Source organism: Dactylosporangium sp. NPDC050688, from assembly GCF_040654515.1.
In the GTDB taxonomy this organism is placed as follows: Bacteria; Actinomycetota; Actinomycetes; order Mycobacteriales; family Micromonosporaceae; genus Dactylosporangium.
Map to the genome: position 1 here is coordinate 167,179 of NZ_JBFAIC010000013.1, position 16,453 is coordinate 183,631.

A 16,453-nucleotide genomic window follows, 5' to 3' on the forward strand; every position below is an offset into this window, starting at 1 on the left:
GTTGCCGCGCCGACCGACGCCGAGGGCGCCGACGGATACGGCCACGGGCCGACGGATACGGCCACGGGCCGGTGGGCACGGCTGCGGGGCGGTGGACACGGCTGCGGGGCGGTGGGCACGGCCACGGGCCGGTGGGCACGGCCGCGGGGCGATGGGCGTGGCCGCGGGGCGCCTTGGATCATGTGGCCGTTGATCGAAGGCACGGGGTGGTCGTCCGGGTGGCCGGATCCGGCCGTGGATCATGAGTGATGGTGGGGAGGTCGGGGTCCGGGGTGGCAGTGAAGCGGTGCAGCGGATAAGCGGTCAGGCGCGGATTCGGGCGCTCGTCGGGTCGTACAGGGGCCGCAGGGAGGCGCGGACCGGGTACTCGCGGTCGGCGACGAGCACCGTCAGCGTCCCGGCGTCGAGCCAGGCCTGGTCGAGGACGTCGGTGCCGGCGTCGAGGAACGCCAGGCCGACCGCGCCGCCGAGGGTGTGGCCGTAGGACGCGGCTCGCACGTAGCCGACGTCGCGGCCGTCGCGGCGTACGACCTCGCCGTGGAACAGCAGCGCCGACGGGTCCGTCACCAGGATCTGCACCAGCCGCCGCCGCGGCGGGCCGGCGTCGCGCAGGGCGAGGACCGCGTCGCGGCCGATGAACGACGGCTTGTCGAACGCGACGGCGAACCCGAGTCCCGCCGACAGCGGGTCGTCGGTGTTGTCGATGTCGTGGCCGTAGTCGCGGTACCCCTTCTCCAGCCGCAGGCTCGCGAGGGCCTTCAGCCCGGCGTGGCGCAGCCCGACCTCGGCGCCGGCGGCGACGAGCCGGTCGTAGACATGCACGGCCTGCTCGGCGGGCACGTAGAGCTCGTAGCCGAGCTCCCCGACGTACGTGATGCGCAGGCACAGCACCCGCGCGTAGCCGATCTCCAGCTCGCGGGCGCCGCGGAACGGCATCGTCACGTCGGTGTCGCTGACCGCGGCCAGCAGCTGCCGCGACCGCGGGCCCTGCACGTTGAGCTGCGCCCACGCCGAGGTCACGTCGGTGACGAACGCGTGCCGGTCGGCGGTGTGCCGCTGCAGCCGGGCCAGCACGTGGCGGTGCGCGGTGTCCGACGCGACCACCCAGAAGCGGTCCTCGTCCAGCTCGGTCACGGTCAGGTCGGCCTCGATGGTGCCGCGCTCGTTGAGCCACTGGGTGTAGGTGACCAGGCCGCCGCCGACCCGGTTGGCCGACAGCCGCTCCAGCACGGCACCCGCGTCGCGGCCCTGGACGAGGAACTTGGCCATGAACGACATGTCCATGACGGCGACCCCTTCGCGGACCGCGCGGTGTTCGGCCTCCCACTGCGGGAACCACTCCGGCCGCGACCACGACGGCTGCGGTACGCCCGGGAAGTGGTACACGTCGGGCATCTCCCAGCCGGAGACCTCGCGCAGGTACGGCTCGAGCCCGGCGAGCCGGTCGTGCAGCGGTGAGCGCCGGGCGCCCCGGGCGGAACGCATCGCCTTGTGCGGGTAGTGCGTCTGGTACACCATGCCGAGCGCCTCGACGGTGCGCTCCGCCCGGTACCGCAGGTTGCGCTGGTAGGGCTGGAGCCGGTCGATGTGCATGCCGGTCACGTCGACGTCGGGCTCGCCGTCGGCGATCCAGTGTGCCAGGGCCCGGCCGATCCCGCCGCCGGTCAGGATACCGATCGAGTTGAGCCCGGCGGCCACGAAGTACCCGCGCAGCTCCGGCGACTCGCCGAAGATCGGCGCCAGGTCGGGGGTGAAGCTCTCCGGCCCGCAGAAGAACGTGCGCACGCCGGCGGTGGTGGTGACCGGGATGCGGTCCATCGCCGCCTCCAGGTAGGGCGCCATCCGGTCCCAGTCCGGCGGCAGCGTGCCGAAGGAGAAGTCGTCCGGCACCCGCCGCACCGACCACGGCGCCGCCTGCCCCTCGAACAGGCCGATCATGAGCCCGCCGCCCTCCTCGCGGAAGTACCCGTAGGCGCCCGGGTCCTCCAGCACCGGCAGCCCGGCGTGCACCCCGTCGATCGGCTCGGTGATGAGGTAGTAGTGCTCGGCGGCCTGCAGCGGGATGCTGACCCCGGCCTCCTCGCCGAGCTGCCGCGCCCACATGCCGGCGCAGTTGACGACGGTCTCGGCCTCGACGTCGCCGAACGGCGTGCGGACCCCGGTGACCGCGCCGCGGGAGCGCAGCACGCCGGTGACCGCGACGCCCTCCACGATGCGGACCCCGCGCTGCCGGGCGCCCTTGGCCAGGGACATGGTCACGTCGACGGGGTTGGCCCGGCCGTCCTCGGCGACGTAGAACCCGGCGAGGACGTCGTCGACCCGGGCGAGGGGGAACAGGTCGAGCACCTCCTTCGGGGAGATCTCGTGCACGTCGACGCCGAGGTGCCGGTTGAACGCGGCGACCCGCCGGTACTCCTCGAGGCGGCCGAGGTCGGCGGCGACCTCGATGAACCCGCACTGGCGCAGCCCGGTGGACAGGCCCGTCTCCGCCTCCAGCGACGCGTACAGGTCGCGGGTGTACTGACGCATCCGCGTCGAGGTCTCCGACAGCGAGCCGAACGTCACCATCAACCCGGCCGCGTGCCAGGTGGTGCCGGCGGTGAGCCGGTCGCGCTCCAGCAGCAGCACGTCGGTCACGCCCTGCTTCGCCAGGTGGTAGGCGACCGACGTGCCGATCACCCCTCCGCCGATCACGACGACGCGAGCCCGCTGTGGAAGGTCCATCCCGAGAGCCTAAGCACCCTGCGAGACTGGGTGGATGGCGGTGGTCGTGGTCGGCGCGGGCGTGGCGGGGCTGGCGTGCGCGTGGGCGCTGCAGGACGCCGGCGTGCCGGTGCGGGTCCTGGAGCGGGCCGCGACGCCCGGCGGCCGGCTCGGCGGCGACCTGCTGGACGGCCGCCCGGCCGACCTGGGCGCGGCCTACTTCACCGTCAGCGACCCGGGGTTCGCGGCGGTCGTGGCGCGCTGGCGGGACGAGGGTCTCGCGCGTCCCTGGACCGGTCCGGCCTTCAAGGTGTACGGTCCGCGCCCGCCCGCCGCCGAAAAGGGCTCGTCCGCCGCCGGTACGGGCGCGCCCGCCGCCGGTACGGGCGAGCCTGAGCGGTGGGCCGCCGCCGGCGGGCTCGCGTCCCTCGCCGCGGACCTCGCCGCCGGGGTTAACGTGACCTGTGGGGCAGCTGTCAAAGAGCTGACAGTTCTGGACGGCACGGTGGTGCTCGCGATGCCCGCCCCGCAGGCCGCCGCGCTGCTGCCGGCGGCGGCGCCCCTCGCCGAGGCGCAGGACTGGCAGCCGTCCCTGGCCGTCGCGCTACGCTACCGCCGCCGCTGCTGGAAGCCGCTGACCGGCGCGTTCGTCAACGATCACCCGGTGCTCACCACCGTGTGTGACGACGGGTCGCGGCGCGGGGACGGCGCACCGGTCCTGGTGGCGCACACCACACCCGCGTTCGCCATGGAATCGGCCGCCGGCGACGTTGAGGCCGCCGTGAGGGAGCTGCTGGACCTGCCCGAAGCCGCGGTCGCCGTGGCTACGCGGCGCTGGCCCGCGGCCCGCCCCACCAGGCCCTCCGGATCGGAGTTTGCGCAGGTGGAGGGCGTGTACCTGGCCGGCGACGGATTCGGCCGGCCGAGGGTGGAGGCGGCCTGGCTGTCCGGCCGCGCCGTCGCCGCCGCCATCGTCGGAAACCAGAATCCGAAAACACCACGAACGGCCAGCCGGGCGAGGTAGCCTCGTGGGCGCCAACGCTGTTGATATGTCCACAGTGGACCGATTTGGTCCCGGCGGTATTCATTCATGTCGGTCGGGGAACACATCCGAGGCCGGCGGCGTTCGTTACACAACCACAGTCACCAAGAGAGGGTGAACGCCATGGCCATCAGCACCGACTACGACGCGCCACGCCACCCCGTCGGCACCGACCTCGCCGAGGACAGCCTCGAAGAGCTCACCGCCCGGCGGGCCAACGCCCAGTCGCCGTCCGTGGACGTCGACGACAGCGAAGCCGGGTTCGAGCTTCCTGGGGCGGAGCTTCCCGACGAGGAGCTGACCGTGCCGGTGGTGCCGATGCGGCTGGACGAGTTCCGCTGCTCCAGCTGCTTCCTCGTGCACCACCGCAGCCAGCTCTCCCGCGAGAAGAACGGCGCCCCGGTCTGCCGCGAGTGCGACTGACCCTGGAGCTGCCGGAAGAACGTGACAGCTCCAGGAGCTGCCGGAAGGGCGTGACAGCTCCAGGGTGAGGTCCCTGATCGTTCAGGGGCGGCGGGCCGGCACCCGGACCCGGGTCAGGTCCTCCGCCACCACGACCTCACCGTCGAACGCCTTCGCCGCCTCGTCGGCGAAGCGCTCAGGCTCGTCGTAACGCTGCGAGAAATGGGTGAGCACGAGGGTGCGCACCCCGCACTCGGCCGCGACCCGGGCCGCCTGACCTGCCGTCAGGTGCCCGTGCGCCGCGGCCAGGCCGGCGTCCACGTCCAGGTACGTGGACTCGATCACCAGTAGGTCGGCCCCGTCGGCCAGGGCGGTCACGCCCTCGCACAGGCGGGTGTCCATGACGAACGCGAACCGCTGGCCGGGTCGCGGCACGCTGACCTCCTCGACGGTCACCGTCCTGCCGTCGAGTGTCACGGCGCCGTCCCGCTGCAGCGTGCCGACCGCCGGACCCGCGATGCCGTGCTGCCGCAGCAGCTCCGGCACCATCCGCCGGCCGTCGGCCTCGACCAGGCGGTAGCCGTACGTGTCGATCCCGTGGTCCAGGGCTCTCGCCTCGAGCCGCCACTTCGGGCTTTCCACGATATCTCCGCCTCCGGTGATCGGTTCCGGGCGGATGTCCGCGGCGTCATAGAAGACCGACGCGTGCCGGAGCCGGTCGAAGAACACCTGCCCGCTCGCCGGGAAGTGCGCCGTCACCGGGCGCGGGACGTTGTCGAGCGAGATGCGCTGGACGATGCCCGGCAGCCCCAGGCAGTGGTCGCCGTGGAAGTGCGTCACACAGATCCGGGTGATGTCCGTGGCCGAGACGCCCGCCAGGGACATCTGCCGCTGCGTGCCGTCACCGGGGTCGAACAGGAACCCCTCGTCGTCCCAGCGCAGGAAGTACCCGTTGTGGTTCCGGGTCTTCGTCGGCACCTGGCTGCTGGTGCCCAGCACGACGAGCTCACGCATTCGCGGAACCTTACAGTTGCCGCATGCCCGCAGACTCCTCATTTGCGCTCGTCCTCGGCGGCGGTGGCGTCACCGGCGTCGCCTGGGAGACCGGCATCATCGCCGGCCTGGCCGCCGCCGGCGTCGACCTGACCCGTGCCGACCTGGTCGTCGGCACCTCCGCCGGCGCGGTCGTCGCCGCCCAGGTGACCAGCGGGGTCCCGGTCGAGGAGCTCTACGAGCGGCAGCGCAGACCCGCCACCGGGGAGATCGCCGCGCACTTCGGGGTCGGCACGATGCTGCGGTACGCGGCCGCCGGCCTGCGCCCCGGCGACGACCGGCTGGCACTGCGCCGGTTGGGGCACGCCGCCCGTACCGCGGACACCGTCGACGAACAGACCCGCCGCGACGTCATCGCCGGCCGGCTGCCCAGCCACGAGTGGCCGGCCGCGCCGCGCGTGCTGGTCACCGCGATCGACGCCGAGACCGGCGAGGAGGTCGTCTTCGACCGCGACAGCGGCGTCGACCTGGTCTCCGCCGTCGCCGCCAGCTGCGCCGTGCCGGTCGTCTGGCCGACCGTCACCATCGCCGGCCGGCACTACATGGACGGCGGGGTCCGCTCGGCCGCCAACGCCCACCTCGCCCGCGGCCACGACCGGGTCGTCGTGCTCGCCCCGTCGACGGCCGCACTGCGCCGCTCCGGCCGGATGGGCACCGAGCTGGCCGCGCTCGGGCCCGCCGTGCGCTCCGTCGTGGTCACCCCTGACGCCGAGGCGAAGGCCGCGATCGGCCGCAACGTGCTCGACCCGGCCAAACGCGCCGCGGCCGCCGAGACCGGCCGCCGCCAGGCCGCCACCGTCGTGCAGGCGGTCACCGAGGTACTGATATGAGCTGACTGATATATATCGGCGCCTGTCGATGCACGGCTAGCCTCTGGGCATGGTCAGACGCAGATTCGCCACCGTGCTGCTCGCCCTCGCGGCGCTGGTCGGCGTCCAGTTGGCCGGCGCGGCACCCGCGCACGCGGCCACCCGTACCCTCTACTACGACGCGAGCCAGGCGCAGGAGTTCGTCGCGGTGGTCAACCAGGCCGCCACCGTGTGGAACGGCCGGGTCAGCAACGTCCGGCTGGTGCCCGTCACCGCCGGCCGGACACCCAACATCCGGGTCTACGCCGACAACGGCTGGCCCAGGACGTACACCACCAGCCTCGGCAACGGGCGCTGGTACATGGGGCGCGAGGCCGTCGTCGACGGCTACTACCCGCTGCGGATCGCCACGCACGAGTTCGGCCACATCCTCGGGCTGCCGGACCGGCGGACCGGGCTGTGCTCGGACCTGATGTCCGGCAGCAGCGCGCCGGTGTCGTGCACCAACGCCAACCCGAGCACGGCGGAGGCGGCACAGGTCCAGCGCAACTTCGCCTCGGGGGTCGCGGCGGCCGTGCCGCAGGACGCGCCCGAGGTGCTTCTCGTGGGCTGACGGGAGGCTCCGCCGGTCTTGCCGTCGGCTTTCCGTCGGCTGCCGGGGGTCTGGCGGGAAGGATCGAGCGCCTAGGATGTGGTCCTGTGCCGGGCTCTCGATCCTTTCCGCGGAGGCGTTGGTGCTGACGAGGTTCCTGCAGGTCTGGCTCGGTGAGTGGCCCCCGCCCGGCGCGGGGATCACCGTCGTCGGGCACCCGGCCCGGGACAAGCCCCGCTGGGACGGCGCCGAGCAGCTGGCGCTCGGCGTCACCGACGCCGACGGGCGCGGGGTGCTGTCGGTGCCGCCCGCGCACCGCGACGCGGTCGCCGACCTCGTCACCGGCTTGGCCGCCGGCGACGCCGCCGCCGTGCTCGCCGCGCGGCTGCCGGCCCTGCTGGGCCGCCCCGAGCAGGTGTGCTTCACCGGCGTGTTCCGCTGGTCGCAGACCCCGGCCCCGCTGCCGGGCACCGGGGCCTGGGAGCCGTCGGACGGACCCGACATCCCCGACTGGCTGCGCCCCTTCCCGGGCGAGGTGCTCATCGCCCGCGACGAGCACGGCGCGTACCTCGCCGGGGTCGGCCTGAAACCCCACGACGTGTCCGGCATCGAGATCTCGGTCGGCACCGACGAGCGCGCCCGCGGCCGGGGCCTGGCCCGCCGACTCGTGGCGCGGGCGGCCCGGCGGATCGTGGCGGGCGGAGCGGTCGCGGTGTACCTGCACGACCCGGCCAACACGCCGAGCGCCCACGTCGCGGACGCGGCCGGCTTCCCCGACCTCGGCTGGAAGGTCCACGCGATGGCCGCGACGGCCTGAGCGCAGCACGCGCGCACGCCGGCCGGCGGCCGGGCCGTACAACTTTTCTGCGGCAAAGGGGTCATTGCCGCGCCGCCGGAGTCGATGTGTGCGGTATGTTCCCCGCTTCCGGCGCAGTGCACGTCGGACGTCAGCCGATCTTCGACCGGCACGACGACGTCCACGGCTACGAGTTGCTCTTCCGCGGCGACGCCGGGGCGGTGGAGGCCGACGAGCGTGGGGCGTACGCCACCAGCCGGGTCCTCATCACCGCCTTCACCGAGATCGGCATCGAGTCGCTGTGCGGGCGTGGGCTGTGCTTCGTGAACCTGACCCGCGAGTTCCTCGTCGGGGACCTGCCGCTGCCCTTCGACCGCGAGCAGGTCGTGCTGGAGATCCTCGAGACCGTCACGATCGACGACGTCGTGGTGGCGGCCGTCGCCGGGCTGGTCGAGCAGGGGTACCGCATCGCCCTGGACGACTACGTGTTCGGCCTGGGCCACGAGCCGCTGCTCGACCTGGCCACCTACGTCAAGATCGACGTGCTGGAGACGCCCCCGGGCGAGCTCGTCGCGACCGTGGAGCGCTGCCGTGAGTACCCCAACCTCACCCTGGTCGCCGAACGCCTGGAGACCCGCGAGCAGCTCGAGCACACCAGGGCGCTCGGGTTCGACCTGTTCCAGGGGTACGTGCTGGGCCGCCCCCAGATCGTCACCGGCACGGCGCTGTCGCCGTCGCGGCTGGCCCGGGTCGAGCTGCTCAGCCTCCTCGTCGGCCCCGGCATCCCGCTCAACCGGGTCGTCGGCCTGGTCACCAGCGACCCGGCGCTCAGCCTGCGCCTCATGGCCGCCGCCAACGCCGACGCGCTCGGCCTGCCGGTGAAGGTGTCCTCGGTCCACGAGGCGGTGCTGCTCCTCGGCGTCGACCGGCTCCGCGACTGGGCGACGCTCATGCTGGTCAGCGACCTCGACGACCCCGGCGCGGCGCAGCTGTCCGGCGCGATCACCCGGGCCCGCATGTGCCAGAACATCGCCGAGCGGATGGCGGTGCCGGCGGAACCGGCGTTCACCGTCGGCCTGGTCTCCGCCGTCGCGGAGCTGCTCGGCCAGCGGGCCGCGGAGCTGGCGATGCGCCTGTCGCTGAGCCACGAGGTGACCGAGGCGCTCGTCGACGGGGTCGGGCCGCTGGGCGAGCTGCTGTCGCTGGTCGCCGCGTACGAGGCGTCGGACCTGCCGATGCTGCTGGCGGCGCCGCTGCCGGTGGAGGAGACGGCACTGGCGTACCTGGACGCCGTGGCGTACACGGGGCACATCATCGCACCCAGGACCCGCCCGCCGTCCCCGTGACCTGCTCTGGAGGACGGCTGCCTAACAACTGGAGGACTGCTGCCTGGCAACTGGAGGACGGCCGATCCTTCAACGCCGCCGTGGCCTGCCGATAGGCGATCGTGGACAGCACGCGACCCGTACACATCGGCCGGCAGGCGCTCTACGACCGGCACGGCCACGTCGCCGCGTACGAGCTGCTGTTCCGCGACGGCCCCGAGGCGATGCACGCCACCGTCCGCGACAGCGCCGCGACCAGCCGGGTCATCGTGGAGGCGTTCACCGCGTTCGGCATCCCCGAGCTGGTCGGCGACCGGCGCTGCTTCATCAACCTCACCCGCGAGTTCATCGTCGGCGAGCTGCCGCTGCCGTTCCCGCCGGGGTCGGTCGGCCTGGAGCTGATGGCCGGCATCGCCGTCGACGACGAGGTGCTCGACGGCGTCGCCCGCCTCGTCGAGCAGGGCCACCGCATCGCCGTGGACGACTTCGCCGGCGACGCCTCCCGCGCCCGCCTGCTGCCGCTCGCGCACTACGCCAAGGTCAACATGCTCGCCAGCGACCGCCGCGCGATCGCCGCGATCGCCGCGCAGTGCCGCCGGTACCCCCGGGTCCGGCTCGTCGCCCAGCGGGTCGAGACCCACGAGCTGCTGGACCTGGCCCACAAGCTGCAGTTCCAGCTGTTTCAGGGCCATGTGCTGAGCCGGCCCCACCTGATCACCACGCACGCGCTCAGCCCTTCCCGGCTGGCCCGCATGCGCCTGCTCGCCGAGCTCGCCGCCGACGAGGTGGACCTCGACCGCGCCGTCGACGCTGTCGAACGCGACCCGGCGCTCGCCGTGCGCGTCCTGCGCGGGGTCAACGCCGTCTCCAACGGCCTGCCGCAGCAGGTGTCGTCGATCCTCCAGGCGGTCGTGATGCTCGGCATCCCCAAGGTCCGCCAGTGGGCGACCCTGATGATGGTCGCCGACCTCGCCGACGGCGACGAGGCCCAGCTCACCGACGCGGTCGTCCGCGCCCGCATGTGCCAGACCGTCGCCGAGCGCCAGGGCGGCTCGGGCCCCGCGGCGTTCACCGTCGGCCTGCTGTCCGCGATCGGCGACCTCCTCGGCCGCCCCGCGAGCGAGCTCACCGACCGGCTCCCGCTCACCGACGACGTCGCCGAGGCCGTCGTCCACGGCCGCGGCCAGCTCGGCGCCGTGCTGACCGAGGTGCGCACGTACCAGCGCGACGCCCCGGTCGCCGACGTCCCCGACCTCGCCGAGGACCTCCTCGCCGCGCTGCGCTGGACGAACGCCACCCTCACCGAGCCCGACACCGCCGACTCCCCGGCGCCGCGAACCTGACCCAATTCCAGCCCGGCCCAGCTCAGCCCGCGGAGGCCGGGCCTGACACCGCGCCCGGCCGGCCGTGGTGCAAAGATCATCGACGATGAAGCGGCTGCATGTGTTGGACTGGGTCGGGATCGGGTTGTTCGCCGCCGGGGGCGTTGCCGTCGCGGCCGGGTTGTTGTCCGTGGGTGAGGCGGAAAGTACCGTCCGGCGGATCGCGCCGCTGCTGGTGTTCCTCGGTGCGGTGATCATCCTGGCGGAGCTCACCGCGCAGGCCGAGGTGTTCGACGTGCTCGCCGACCGGCTGGCCGGGCTGGCCAGGGGCAGGACCGTCGCGCTGTTCGCGGTCTGCGTCGGTTTCGCGGCCGTCACGACGGTCACGCTGAACCTCGACACGACGGCGGTGCTGCTCACCCCGGTCATGCTGGCCCTGGCGCGCCGGCTCGGACTGCCGGCGCTGCCGCTGGCCGTGACGACGGTGTGGCTGGCCAACACCGCGAGCCTGCTGCTGCCCGTGTCCAACCTGACGAATTTGCTGGCCGCGGGGCGGGTCGGGTTGGAGCCCGTCGCGTTCGCGGGGCAGATGTGGCTGCCGCAGCTGGCCGCGATCACTGTCACCGCCGCCGCGTTGTGGCTGGTGTACTGGCGCAGCGCCGCCCGGCGGTTCACCCCGCCGCCCGAGCACCGGCCGCGCGACGCCGTGCTGTTCCGGGTGGCGCTCGGCGCGTGCCTGGTGTTCGTCGCCGGGGTGCTGTTCGAGGTGCCGTTGTGGCTGGCGTCGGGGGTGGCCGCGGTCGTGGTCGTCGGCGCGTTCGTGGTGCGCGACCGCTCGGCGCTGCGCCCGGGGCTGCTGCCGTGGCGGCTGCTGGTGTTCGTGACCGGCTTGTTCCTGGTCGTCGAGACGCTCGGCGCGCACGGTCTCGACCGGTTCGCCGGTACGCTCATCGGCACCGACCCGGGGGCCGCCGGGGTGTTCCGGGCCGCTGCCACCGGCATGGGCCTGGCGAACGTCGTCAACAACCTTCCCGCGTACATCGCGGGCGAGGCCGGCATCGGGGCCGGGCACCGCACGCAGTTGCTGGCGCTGCTCATCGGGGTGAACGTCGGGCCGCTCGCCGCGCCGTGGGCGTCCCTGGCCACGCTGCTGTGGTGGGAGCGGTGCCGGGCGGGCGGGGTGCGGGTGCCCGCCGCACAGTTCCTGCTCACCGGGGCCGCGGTCGCGGTGGCCGGCACGATGCTCGCCACCGCCGCCCTCCTGGTGTGATTTTCTGGTTACCCTAAGTGACATGATGCTGCGGGGGTACCTGGTGCCCGCCGCGGTCGAGCGGGCCCGCCGCGACGGCGCCGGCCTGGCCGTGGCCATGATCGACCTCGACCACTTCAAGCGCTTCAACGACGAGTACGGCCACCCCGCCGGCGACCGGCTGCTCAAGTCGGCCGCCGCGGCCTGGTCGGATCAGCTGCGCGGCACCGACCACCTGGCCCGCTACGGCGGCGAGGAGTTCATCGCGCTGCTGCCCGGCGCCGACCCCGGCGCGGCGGTACAGGTGCTGCGGCGGCTCATGACGGTGACCCCGCTGGGGCAGACGTTCTCCGCCGGCCTCGCCCAGTGGGACGGCGTGGAGACCTCAGACGAGCTCGTCGCCCGCGCCGACGCCGCCCTGTACAAGGCGAAACGCGGCGGGCGGGACCGGGTGGAGGTCGCTCAGCAGCCCGCCACCGAGGCCCGGCTCACCCCGAGGTAGACGGTGCGCAGCCGGTGGTCGATGCGCTGCACCGCGTCGACCGGCAGCGTCACCTGCGCCCCGCTGCCGGACAGCACGACGAGCCGGCCCCGGTCGTACGTGCCGCGGTGGATCGTGCCGACCGGACCGTCGACGGCCTCGACCGCGTAGCCGACCAGCACCCCGACCGGGCGCACCCTGGTGATCATCCCCGCCTCCTCCTCCGTCGACAGCAACGACCATCTACCCCGATCGGCGCGCGGCCACGCATACCGGTCACTCGCCACGTTTGTTTCCCGCCCGGATCGGCTATGTTCCTCGCCATGCGTGGATGGCCGTTCGGGCTGGTGCTGTGGCTGCTACTGCTCGGCGCCGCGGAGGCCCTCGGCTTCCGCGAGGTGTGGCACGTCTTCGTGCAGACCGAGCACGGGCAGCTGCTGGACTACGTCGCCCTCACCGGCAACAGCATCGGCCGGGCCCGCGTCGAGACGATCGTCGACCGGGTGCTCAACGGCATCTCGATCCTGTCGCTGACCGTCGCCACGGTCACCGTCGGCTTCATCGCCCTCATCCGCCGCCGGGTCGCCCTCGCCGTCGGCGCGGTCCTGCTCATCGCCGGGGCCAACATCACGACCCAGGTCGTCAAGGCCCTCATCACGCGGCCCGACCTGGGCATCGACCCCGAGCGCGCCGGCGTCGGCAACAGCCTGCCCAGCGGCCACACCACGATCGCCGCGTCGGTGGCGGTCGCGTTCGTACTGGTCCTGCCGGCAAAGGCACGAGCCACCGGGGCACTGATCGCCGCCGCGTTCGCCGCGCTCGCCGGCGTCGCGACCCTGTCGGCCGGCTGGCACCGCCCCAGCGACGCCGTCTCGGCGCTGCTGATCGTCGGCGGCTGGGCCTCGACGGCGGGCCTGTTCATCGTCCTCGCGCAGCGCCGGCACGGCGGCGTCCAGTACGGCCCGCCGAGCACGTACGCGACCGTCTTCCTCGGCCTCATCTCGCTGGGGCTGCTCGCCGGGGCCGGCATCGCCCTGTACCTGACGAACCAGGCGCTGGACGTCGCCGTGGACGAGCTGAGCCGGCGCCGCCTCTTCGCCGCGTACGCGGGCGGGGCGCTCGGCATCGCCGGCACCGCCGGGCTGGTGGTCGCCTCGGTCCTGGCCACCGCGCACCGCGTCGTGCCCCAGGTCGTCCCGGCGCTGGACGACGAGGACGAGCCGGACGAGCCAGGCGGGCCGGGCGGCGGCGTCCCCGGTGGCGGAGGCGGCGTCCCGGGCGGCGGGCCCGGCGAGCCGCCGACCGTGCCGCTGGCCGCGGTGCGGCACACCACCCCGGCACCGGTCGGCGACCCGATCGGGGAGCAGGTCACGATCCGCCTCACCCAGGAGGAGCCGACCACCCAGCGCCTCGCTCAGCCCCCGGACGACCCGACGGTGAAACTGCCCGGCTGAGGTCCGCCGGGTGTGGACCGGCCGTGCCCGGTCAGCCGGGCGTTCCTTCGCGCTCAACGCTTCGGGCGAGGCGCTGCAGCTGTCCGTGGTGCACGTCGCTGACCCACTCCCAGCCGGGCTTGGCCGACGGCCCGACCCGCGGGTCGGCGGCGTCCCGGCCGTCGCGCAGGGCCAGGACGTACGCCCGGTCCTGGTCGATCCGTGCGCCCACCTCGCCGGCGCCGCCGACCGAGCCGTGGCCGGGGACGACGACGCCGGCGTCGCCCGCCACGCTCTCCAGCAGCCGCAGCGCGGCGAGGTAGTCCTCGAACGGGTCGGCGGTGCCGTCCATGCCGAACATCGGGATCAGCACGTCCGACAGCATGTCGCCGGCGACGAGCACCCCGCGGTCCTCGATCAGCAGCGCAGCGTGGCCCGGTGCGTGCGCCTGGTGCTCGATGATCCGGACGCGAGGGCCGTCCCACGGGATCTGCGCGGTCCCGGCGGGCAGGGCGGTGATGAGGCCGAACAGGTCCAGCGGCACGTGCTCGGCGATGCCCGTCGGCTCCAGGTGCTCGATGATGTAGGCCATCGTGTCCGGGTCGGACAGCTGGTCCCGGGCACTGGCCGCGCAGCGCGCCGTGCCGTACCGAGGGGGCGTGCCGAGCCGGGCGTGCCAGAGCAGGTGGTCCCAGTGCGGATGCGTCGAGAAGCCCGCCGCGACGCTCTGGCCCGAGCCGGCCAGGTCGCCGGCGAGGCAGGCCATCTCGTGCTCCTGCACCCCGGCGTCGATGAGCAGCACACCGGCCCGGCCGTGCACGACCACGGCGTTGCTCTGGCAGAACTCGCTCTCGTGGACCAGCACACCCTCCGCGACCTGCCTCAGCACGGCGACCCCTTCCGCTTGTGGTTTGCAACCGCTCTGCGCAGAAGGTAAGCCCAGTGGTGGCAGATTGCAAGCACTCTGCGGGCGGTCAGCTCAGGGCAGCGGAAGCCGGGTCCACAGAAAGGCGCGTTCAGCGGAAGGCGCGCCGGTACGCTCGCCGCGGGCGGCGTGGCGCTGATCGGCTTCGCCGCCGTCCCGCTGTCGGTGGCCCTCGAGCCGCCGCTGGCCGTGCTGGTCGCGGGCCACCTGCTCGGCGGCGTGTCCTGGGCGTTCTGGTCGGTGATGTGGTCCACCAGCGTGCAGACCCTGGTGGCGCCGGAGGTGCTGAACCGGGTCACCGCCTACGAGGTCGCCGGCTCCGTCTCGGGCGTCGCCGTCGGCCAAAACCTGGTCGGCCCGGCCGCGTCGGTGGTCGAGCCCCGGGACCTGCTGCTGCTGTCCACTGCGGTCACCGTGGCGGTGTGCGCGGCAGTGCTGCTCATCCGCCCGGTGCGCCGCCTGCGCCGGGCCGGGAGCTGACCGTTCCTCGCCGCCGCCCGGCCGCCCTTGGCGGGCCTACTCGAAACGGCTGGGGTCCCCGGCGCCGACGCGCAGGATCTCGGGCTCGTCGCCGGACAGGTCGACCACGGTCGTCGGCTCGACGCCGCACTCGCCGTCGACGACCGCGTCGACCTGGTGGTCGAGCAGCTCCTTGATCTCCCAGCCCTGGGTCATCGGCTCGTCCTGGCCGGGCAGCAGCAGCGTGCTGGACAGCAGCGGCTCACCCAGCTCGGCGAGCAGCGCCTGGGTGACCGTGTGCTCGGGGATGCGCACGCCGACGGTGCGCTTCTTCGGGTGCAGCAGCCGGCGGGGCACCTCGGGGCTGGCCGGCAGGATGAACGTGTAGCTGCCCGGCGTCGCCGCCTTGACGAGGCGGAACACCGAGTTGCTGATCTGCACGAACTGGCCCAGCTGCGCGAAGTCCCGGCACACCAACGTGAAATGGTGGCGGTCGTCGAGCTTGCGGATGTCGCGGATGCGGTCCAGCCCGGGCCGGCTGCCGAGCTGGCAGCCCAGGGCGTAGCAGGAGTCCGTCGGGTAGGCGATCAGCCCGTCGTCGCGCAGCACCGTCACGATCTGCTGCAGCAGCCGCGGCTGCGGGTTGTCAGGGTGCACATCGAGGAACCTGGCCACAGCGAAAGCGTACGCGCCGCCGTGCCGGGATCGGGCCGCCGAGGCCGGACTACAGTCGATGGCGCCGGCCAGGACTTCGACGCGTACGCGGCGGCCGCCCTCGCCGGCACCACGCTGGACGCCGCCGCGACCCTGCTCGACGCGCTGTGCCACGACCACCTGCTGCAGCAGGCCGCGCCCGGCCGGTACACGATGCACGACCTGATCCGTGCGTACGCCACCGACCGGTCCGCCGACGACGACGCCCCCGCCGCCCGCCGGGCCGCGCTGACCAGGCTGTTCGACTACTGTCTCGCGGCCGCGGCCCGGGCCATGGACGTACGGCATCCGGCCGAGGCGCACCGGCGCCCACCCGTGACCGCACCCGCCACCCCGCTGCCGGATCTCGCCGGCCCGGACGCGGCACTGGCCTGGCTGGACACCGAACGGGCGGGGCTGGTCGCGGTCGCCGCGCACACCAACGCGCACGGCTGGCCCGCGCACACGACCCGGCTGGCGGCCGTCCTGTACCGCTACCTCACCGGCGGGCACCTCGGCGCCGCGCTGAGCGTGCACGCCCACGCCGCCGACGCCGCCCTGGCCGGCGCCGCACCCCCCCAGCCCGCCCCGACCCCGGTGGCCACCACCAGCGCCACCCGGGCGAGGAACTTTCCAGCGGTGATCGTCATGTCCGTCCTCCTGTCAGCGAAACGCGTTCTTCCTGCGCCGTCGACGATCCGCCGGCCACCACCCCGTCCGCCCGGATCCCGACCGAATCCGAACGGCGCAGTCCTCGGCGTCGTGTCGCGGAAGGGGCGGGCAGGAGGTAGGAAGGGGGGATGACGGACCTCGAGGCGGTGACCGACTGGGTGTCGGGCTACGTGAGGGCGTGGAGCAGCAACGACCCCGAGGAGATCGGCGGGCTGTTCGCGCAGGACGCGGCGTACTACCCGGCGCCGTACGACGAGCCGTGGCGGGGGCGGGCGGCGATCGTGCGGCAGTGGCTGGCGCGGCGGGACGAGCCGGGCGAGGCGACGTTCACCTGGCATCCGGTGACCGTCGGGCCGGACCTGAGCATCGTGCAGGGCGTGACGGCGTACCCGGACAGGACGTACAGCAACCTGTGGCTGATCCGGCTCGACACGGTCGGGCAGTGCCGGGAGTTCACCGAGTGGTGGATGCGCCAGCCCGGCCCGTGAGCGGCCAGC

At 73.7% G+C, this 16,453-nt stretch carries 17 protein-coding genes and 1 pseudogene; 13 read left to right on the forward strand and 5 right to left on the reverse strand.

The window, feature by feature from the left end:
* Positions 1–303 precede the first annotated feature (303 nt).
* Positions 304–2,724 (reverse strand): FAD-dependent oxidoreductase, encoded by a 2,421-nt coding sequence (locus tag AB0H83_RS15735; RefSeq protein ID WP_360093185.1) that lies wholly within the window; start codon positions 2,722–2,724, stop codon positions 304–306.
* A 40-nt stretch (positions 2,725–2,764) separates the two neighbouring features.
* Here AB0H83_RS15735 and AB0H83_RS15740 point away from each other — a divergent pair, with 40 nt between their 5' ends.
* Both AB0H83_RS15740 and AB0H83_RS15745 read left to right on the forward strand, forming a co-directional pair.
* On the forward strand, positions 2,765–3,727 hold the full coding sequence (locus AB0H83_RS15740; RefSeq protein ID WP_360093293.1) for an FAD-dependent oxidoreductase: 963 nt from the start codon (positions 2,765–2,767) through the stop codon (positions 3,725–3,727).
* A 147-nt stretch (positions 3,728–3,874) separates the two neighbouring features.
* Positions 3,875–4,168 (forward strand): DUF4193 domain-containing protein, encoded by a 294-nt coding sequence (locus tag AB0H83_RS15745; protein WP_327011695.1) that lies wholly within the window; start codon positions 3,875–3,877, stop codon positions 4,166–4,168.
* Positions 4,169–4,249: 81 nt separating this feature from the next.
* Here AB0H83_RS15745 and AB0H83_RS15750 read toward each other — a convergent pair whose 3' ends face one another.
* On the reverse strand, positions 4,250–5,161 hold the full coding sequence (locus AB0H83_RS15750; RefSeq protein ID WP_360093188.1) for a ribonuclease Z: 912 nt from the start codon (positions 5,159–5,161) through the stop codon (positions 4,250–4,252).
* A gap of 23 nt (positions 5,162–5,184) precedes the next feature.
* On the opposite strand from AB0H83_RS15750, the gene AB0H83_RS15755 reads away from it, so the two are divergent.
* The 7 genes from AB0H83_RS15755 to AB0H83_RS15785 all read left to right on the forward strand — a co-directional run bounded on the left by AB0H83_RS15755 (position 5,185) and on the right by AB0H83_RS15785 (position 11,795).
* Positions 5,185–6,030, forward strand: coding sequence for a patatin-like phospholipase family protein (locus AB0H83_RS15755; protein WP_360093191.1), 846 nt, complete (start codon positions 5,185–5,187; stop codon positions 6,028–6,030).
* A 49-nt stretch (positions 6,031–6,079) separates the two neighbouring features.
* Positions 6,080–6,622, forward strand: a complete 543-nt coding sequence (locus AB0H83_RS15760) for a snapalysin family zinc-dependent metalloprotease (protein WP_360093194.1) — start codon at positions 6,080–6,082, stop codon at positions 6,620–6,622.
* Positions 6,623–6,743: 121 nt separating this feature from the next.
* The gene (locus tag AB0H83_RS15765; protein ID WP_360093197.1) at positions 6,744–7,418 is read left to right on the forward strand and encodes a GNAT family N-acetyltransferase; all 675 of its coding nucleotides are present in this window, start codon (positions 6,744–6,746) and stop codon (positions 7,416–7,418) included.
* 95 nt (positions 7,419–7,513) lie between these two features.
* Positions 7,514–8,743 (forward strand): HDOD domain-containing protein, encoded by a 1,230-nt coding sequence (locus tag AB0H83_RS15770; RefSeq protein WP_360093200.1) that lies wholly within the window; start codon positions 7,514–7,516, stop codon positions 8,741–8,743.
* 101 nt (positions 8,744–8,844) lie between these two features.
* On the forward strand, positions 8,845–10,065 hold the full coding sequence (locus tag AB0H83_RS15775; RefSeq protein ID WP_360093203.1) for an HDOD domain-containing protein: 1,221 nt from the start codon (positions 8,845–8,847) through the stop codon (positions 10,063–10,065).
* Positions 10,066–10,150: 85 nt separating this feature from the next.
* Positions 10,151–11,314, forward strand: a complete 1,164-nt coding sequence (locus tag AB0H83_RS15780; protein ID WP_360093206.1) for an SLC13 family permease — start codon at positions 10,151–10,153, stop codon at positions 11,312–11,314.
* A gap of 22 nt (positions 11,315–11,336) precedes the next feature.
* Positions 11,337–11,795, forward strand: a complete 459-nt coding sequence (locus AB0H83_RS15785; protein WP_360093209.1) for a GGDEF domain-containing protein — start codon at positions 11,337–11,339, stop codon at positions 11,793–11,795.
* Here the strand turns inward: AB0H83_RS15785 and AB0H83_RS15790 are convergent.
* Positions 11,756–11,983, reverse strand: coding sequence for a hypothetical protein (locus tag AB0H83_RS15790; protein WP_360093212.1), 228 nt, complete (start codon positions 11,981–11,983; stop codon positions 11,756–11,758). The genes AB0H83_RS15785 and AB0H83_RS15790 overlap by 40 nt on opposite strands.
* Positions 11,984–12,097: 114 nt before the next feature.
* Between AB0H83_RS15790 and AB0H83_RS15795 the strand changes: the two are divergent.
* Positions 12,098–12,964: pseudogene (locus AB0H83_RS15795) on the forward strand (phosphatase PAP2 family protein); the annotation flags it as partial.
* A 295-nt stretch (positions 12,965–13,259) separates the two neighbouring features.
* Here AB0H83_RS15795 and AB0H83_RS15800 read toward each other — a convergent pair.
* Positions 13,260–14,096: an MBL fold metallo-hydrolase gene (locus AB0H83_RS15800; protein WP_360093215.1), complete on the reverse strand. Its 837-nt coding sequence runs from the start codon at positions 14,094–14,096 to the stop codon at positions 13,260–13,262.
* Positions 14,097–14,261: 165 nt separating this feature from the next.
* On the opposite strand from AB0H83_RS15800, the gene AB0H83_RS15805 reads away from it, so the two are divergent.
* Entirely contained in the window at positions 14,262–14,612 is a 351-nt protein-coding gene (locus tag AB0H83_RS15805) for a hypothetical protein (protein WP_360093218.1), read from the forward strand.
* A 36-nt stretch (positions 14,613–14,648) separates the two neighbouring features.
* Here the strand turns inward: AB0H83_RS15805 and AB0H83_RS15810 are convergent, their stop codons facing one another.
* Positions 14,649–15,266, reverse strand: coding sequence for an L-threonylcarbamoyladenylate synthase (locus AB0H83_RS15810; protein WP_360093221.1), 618 nt, complete (start codon positions 15,264–15,266; stop codon positions 14,649–14,651).
* Between the two features lie 21 nt (positions 15,267–15,287).
* Between AB0H83_RS15810 and AB0H83_RS15815 the strand changes: the two genes are divergently transcribed.
* The gene (locus AB0H83_RS15815) at positions 15,288–16,088 is read left to right on the forward strand and encodes a hypothetical protein (protein WP_360093224.1); all 801 of its coding nucleotides are present in this window, start codon (positions 15,288–15,290) and stop codon (positions 16,086–16,088) included.
* Positions 16,085–16,444, forward strand: coding sequence for a nuclear transport factor 2 family protein (locus AB0H83_RS15820; protein WP_360093227.1), 360 nt, complete (start codon positions 16,085–16,087; stop codon positions 16,442–16,444). The genes AB0H83_RS15815 and AB0H83_RS15820 overlap by 4 nt, the downstream gene beginning before the upstream one ends.
* Positions 16,445–16,453: the final 9 nt, after the last annotated feature.

What these genes read in the sequence shown, in the direction of transcription:
- AB0H83_RS15735 (WP_360093185.1), bottom strand. Translation starts at nt 2,724, where the DNA reads ATGGACCTTCCACAGCGGGCTCGCGTCGTCGTGATCGGCGGAGGGGTG.
- AB0H83_RS15750 (WP_360093188.1), bottom strand. Translation starts at nt 5,161, where the DNA reads ATGCGTGAGCTCGTCGTGCTGGGCACCAGCAGCCAGGTGCCGACGAAG.
- AB0H83_RS15755 (WP_360093191.1), top strand. Translation starts at nt 5,185, where the DNA reads ATGCCCGCAGACTCCTCATTTGCGCTCGTCCTCGGCGGCGGTGGCGTC.
- AB0H83_RS15760 (WP_360093194.1), top strand. Translation starts at nt 6,080, where the DNA reads ATGGTCAGACGCAGATTCGCCACCGTGCTGCTCGCCCTCGCGGCGCTG.
- AB0H83_RS15770 (WP_360093200.1), top strand. Translation starts at nt 7,514, where the DNA reads ATGTTCCCCGCTTCCGGCGCAGTGCACGTCGGACGTCAGCCGATCTTC.
- AB0H83_RS15780 (WP_360093206.1), top strand. Translation starts at nt 10,151, where the DNA reads ATGAAGCGGCTGCATGTGTTGGACTGGGTCGGGATCGGGTTGTTCGCC.
- AB0H83_RS15785 (WP_360093209.1), top strand. Translation starts at nt 11,337, where the DNA reads ATGATGCTGCGGGGGTACCTGGTGCCCGCCGCGGTCGAGCGGGCCCGC.
- AB0H83_RS15790 (WP_360093212.1), bottom strand. Translation starts at nt 11,983, where the DNA reads ATGATCACCAGGGTGCGCCCGGTCGGGGTGCTGGTCGGCTACGCGGTC.
- AB0H83_RS15820 (WP_360093227.1), top strand. Translation starts at nt 16,085, where the DNA reads ATGACGGACCTCGAGGCGGTGACCGACTGGGTGTCGGGCTACGTGAGG.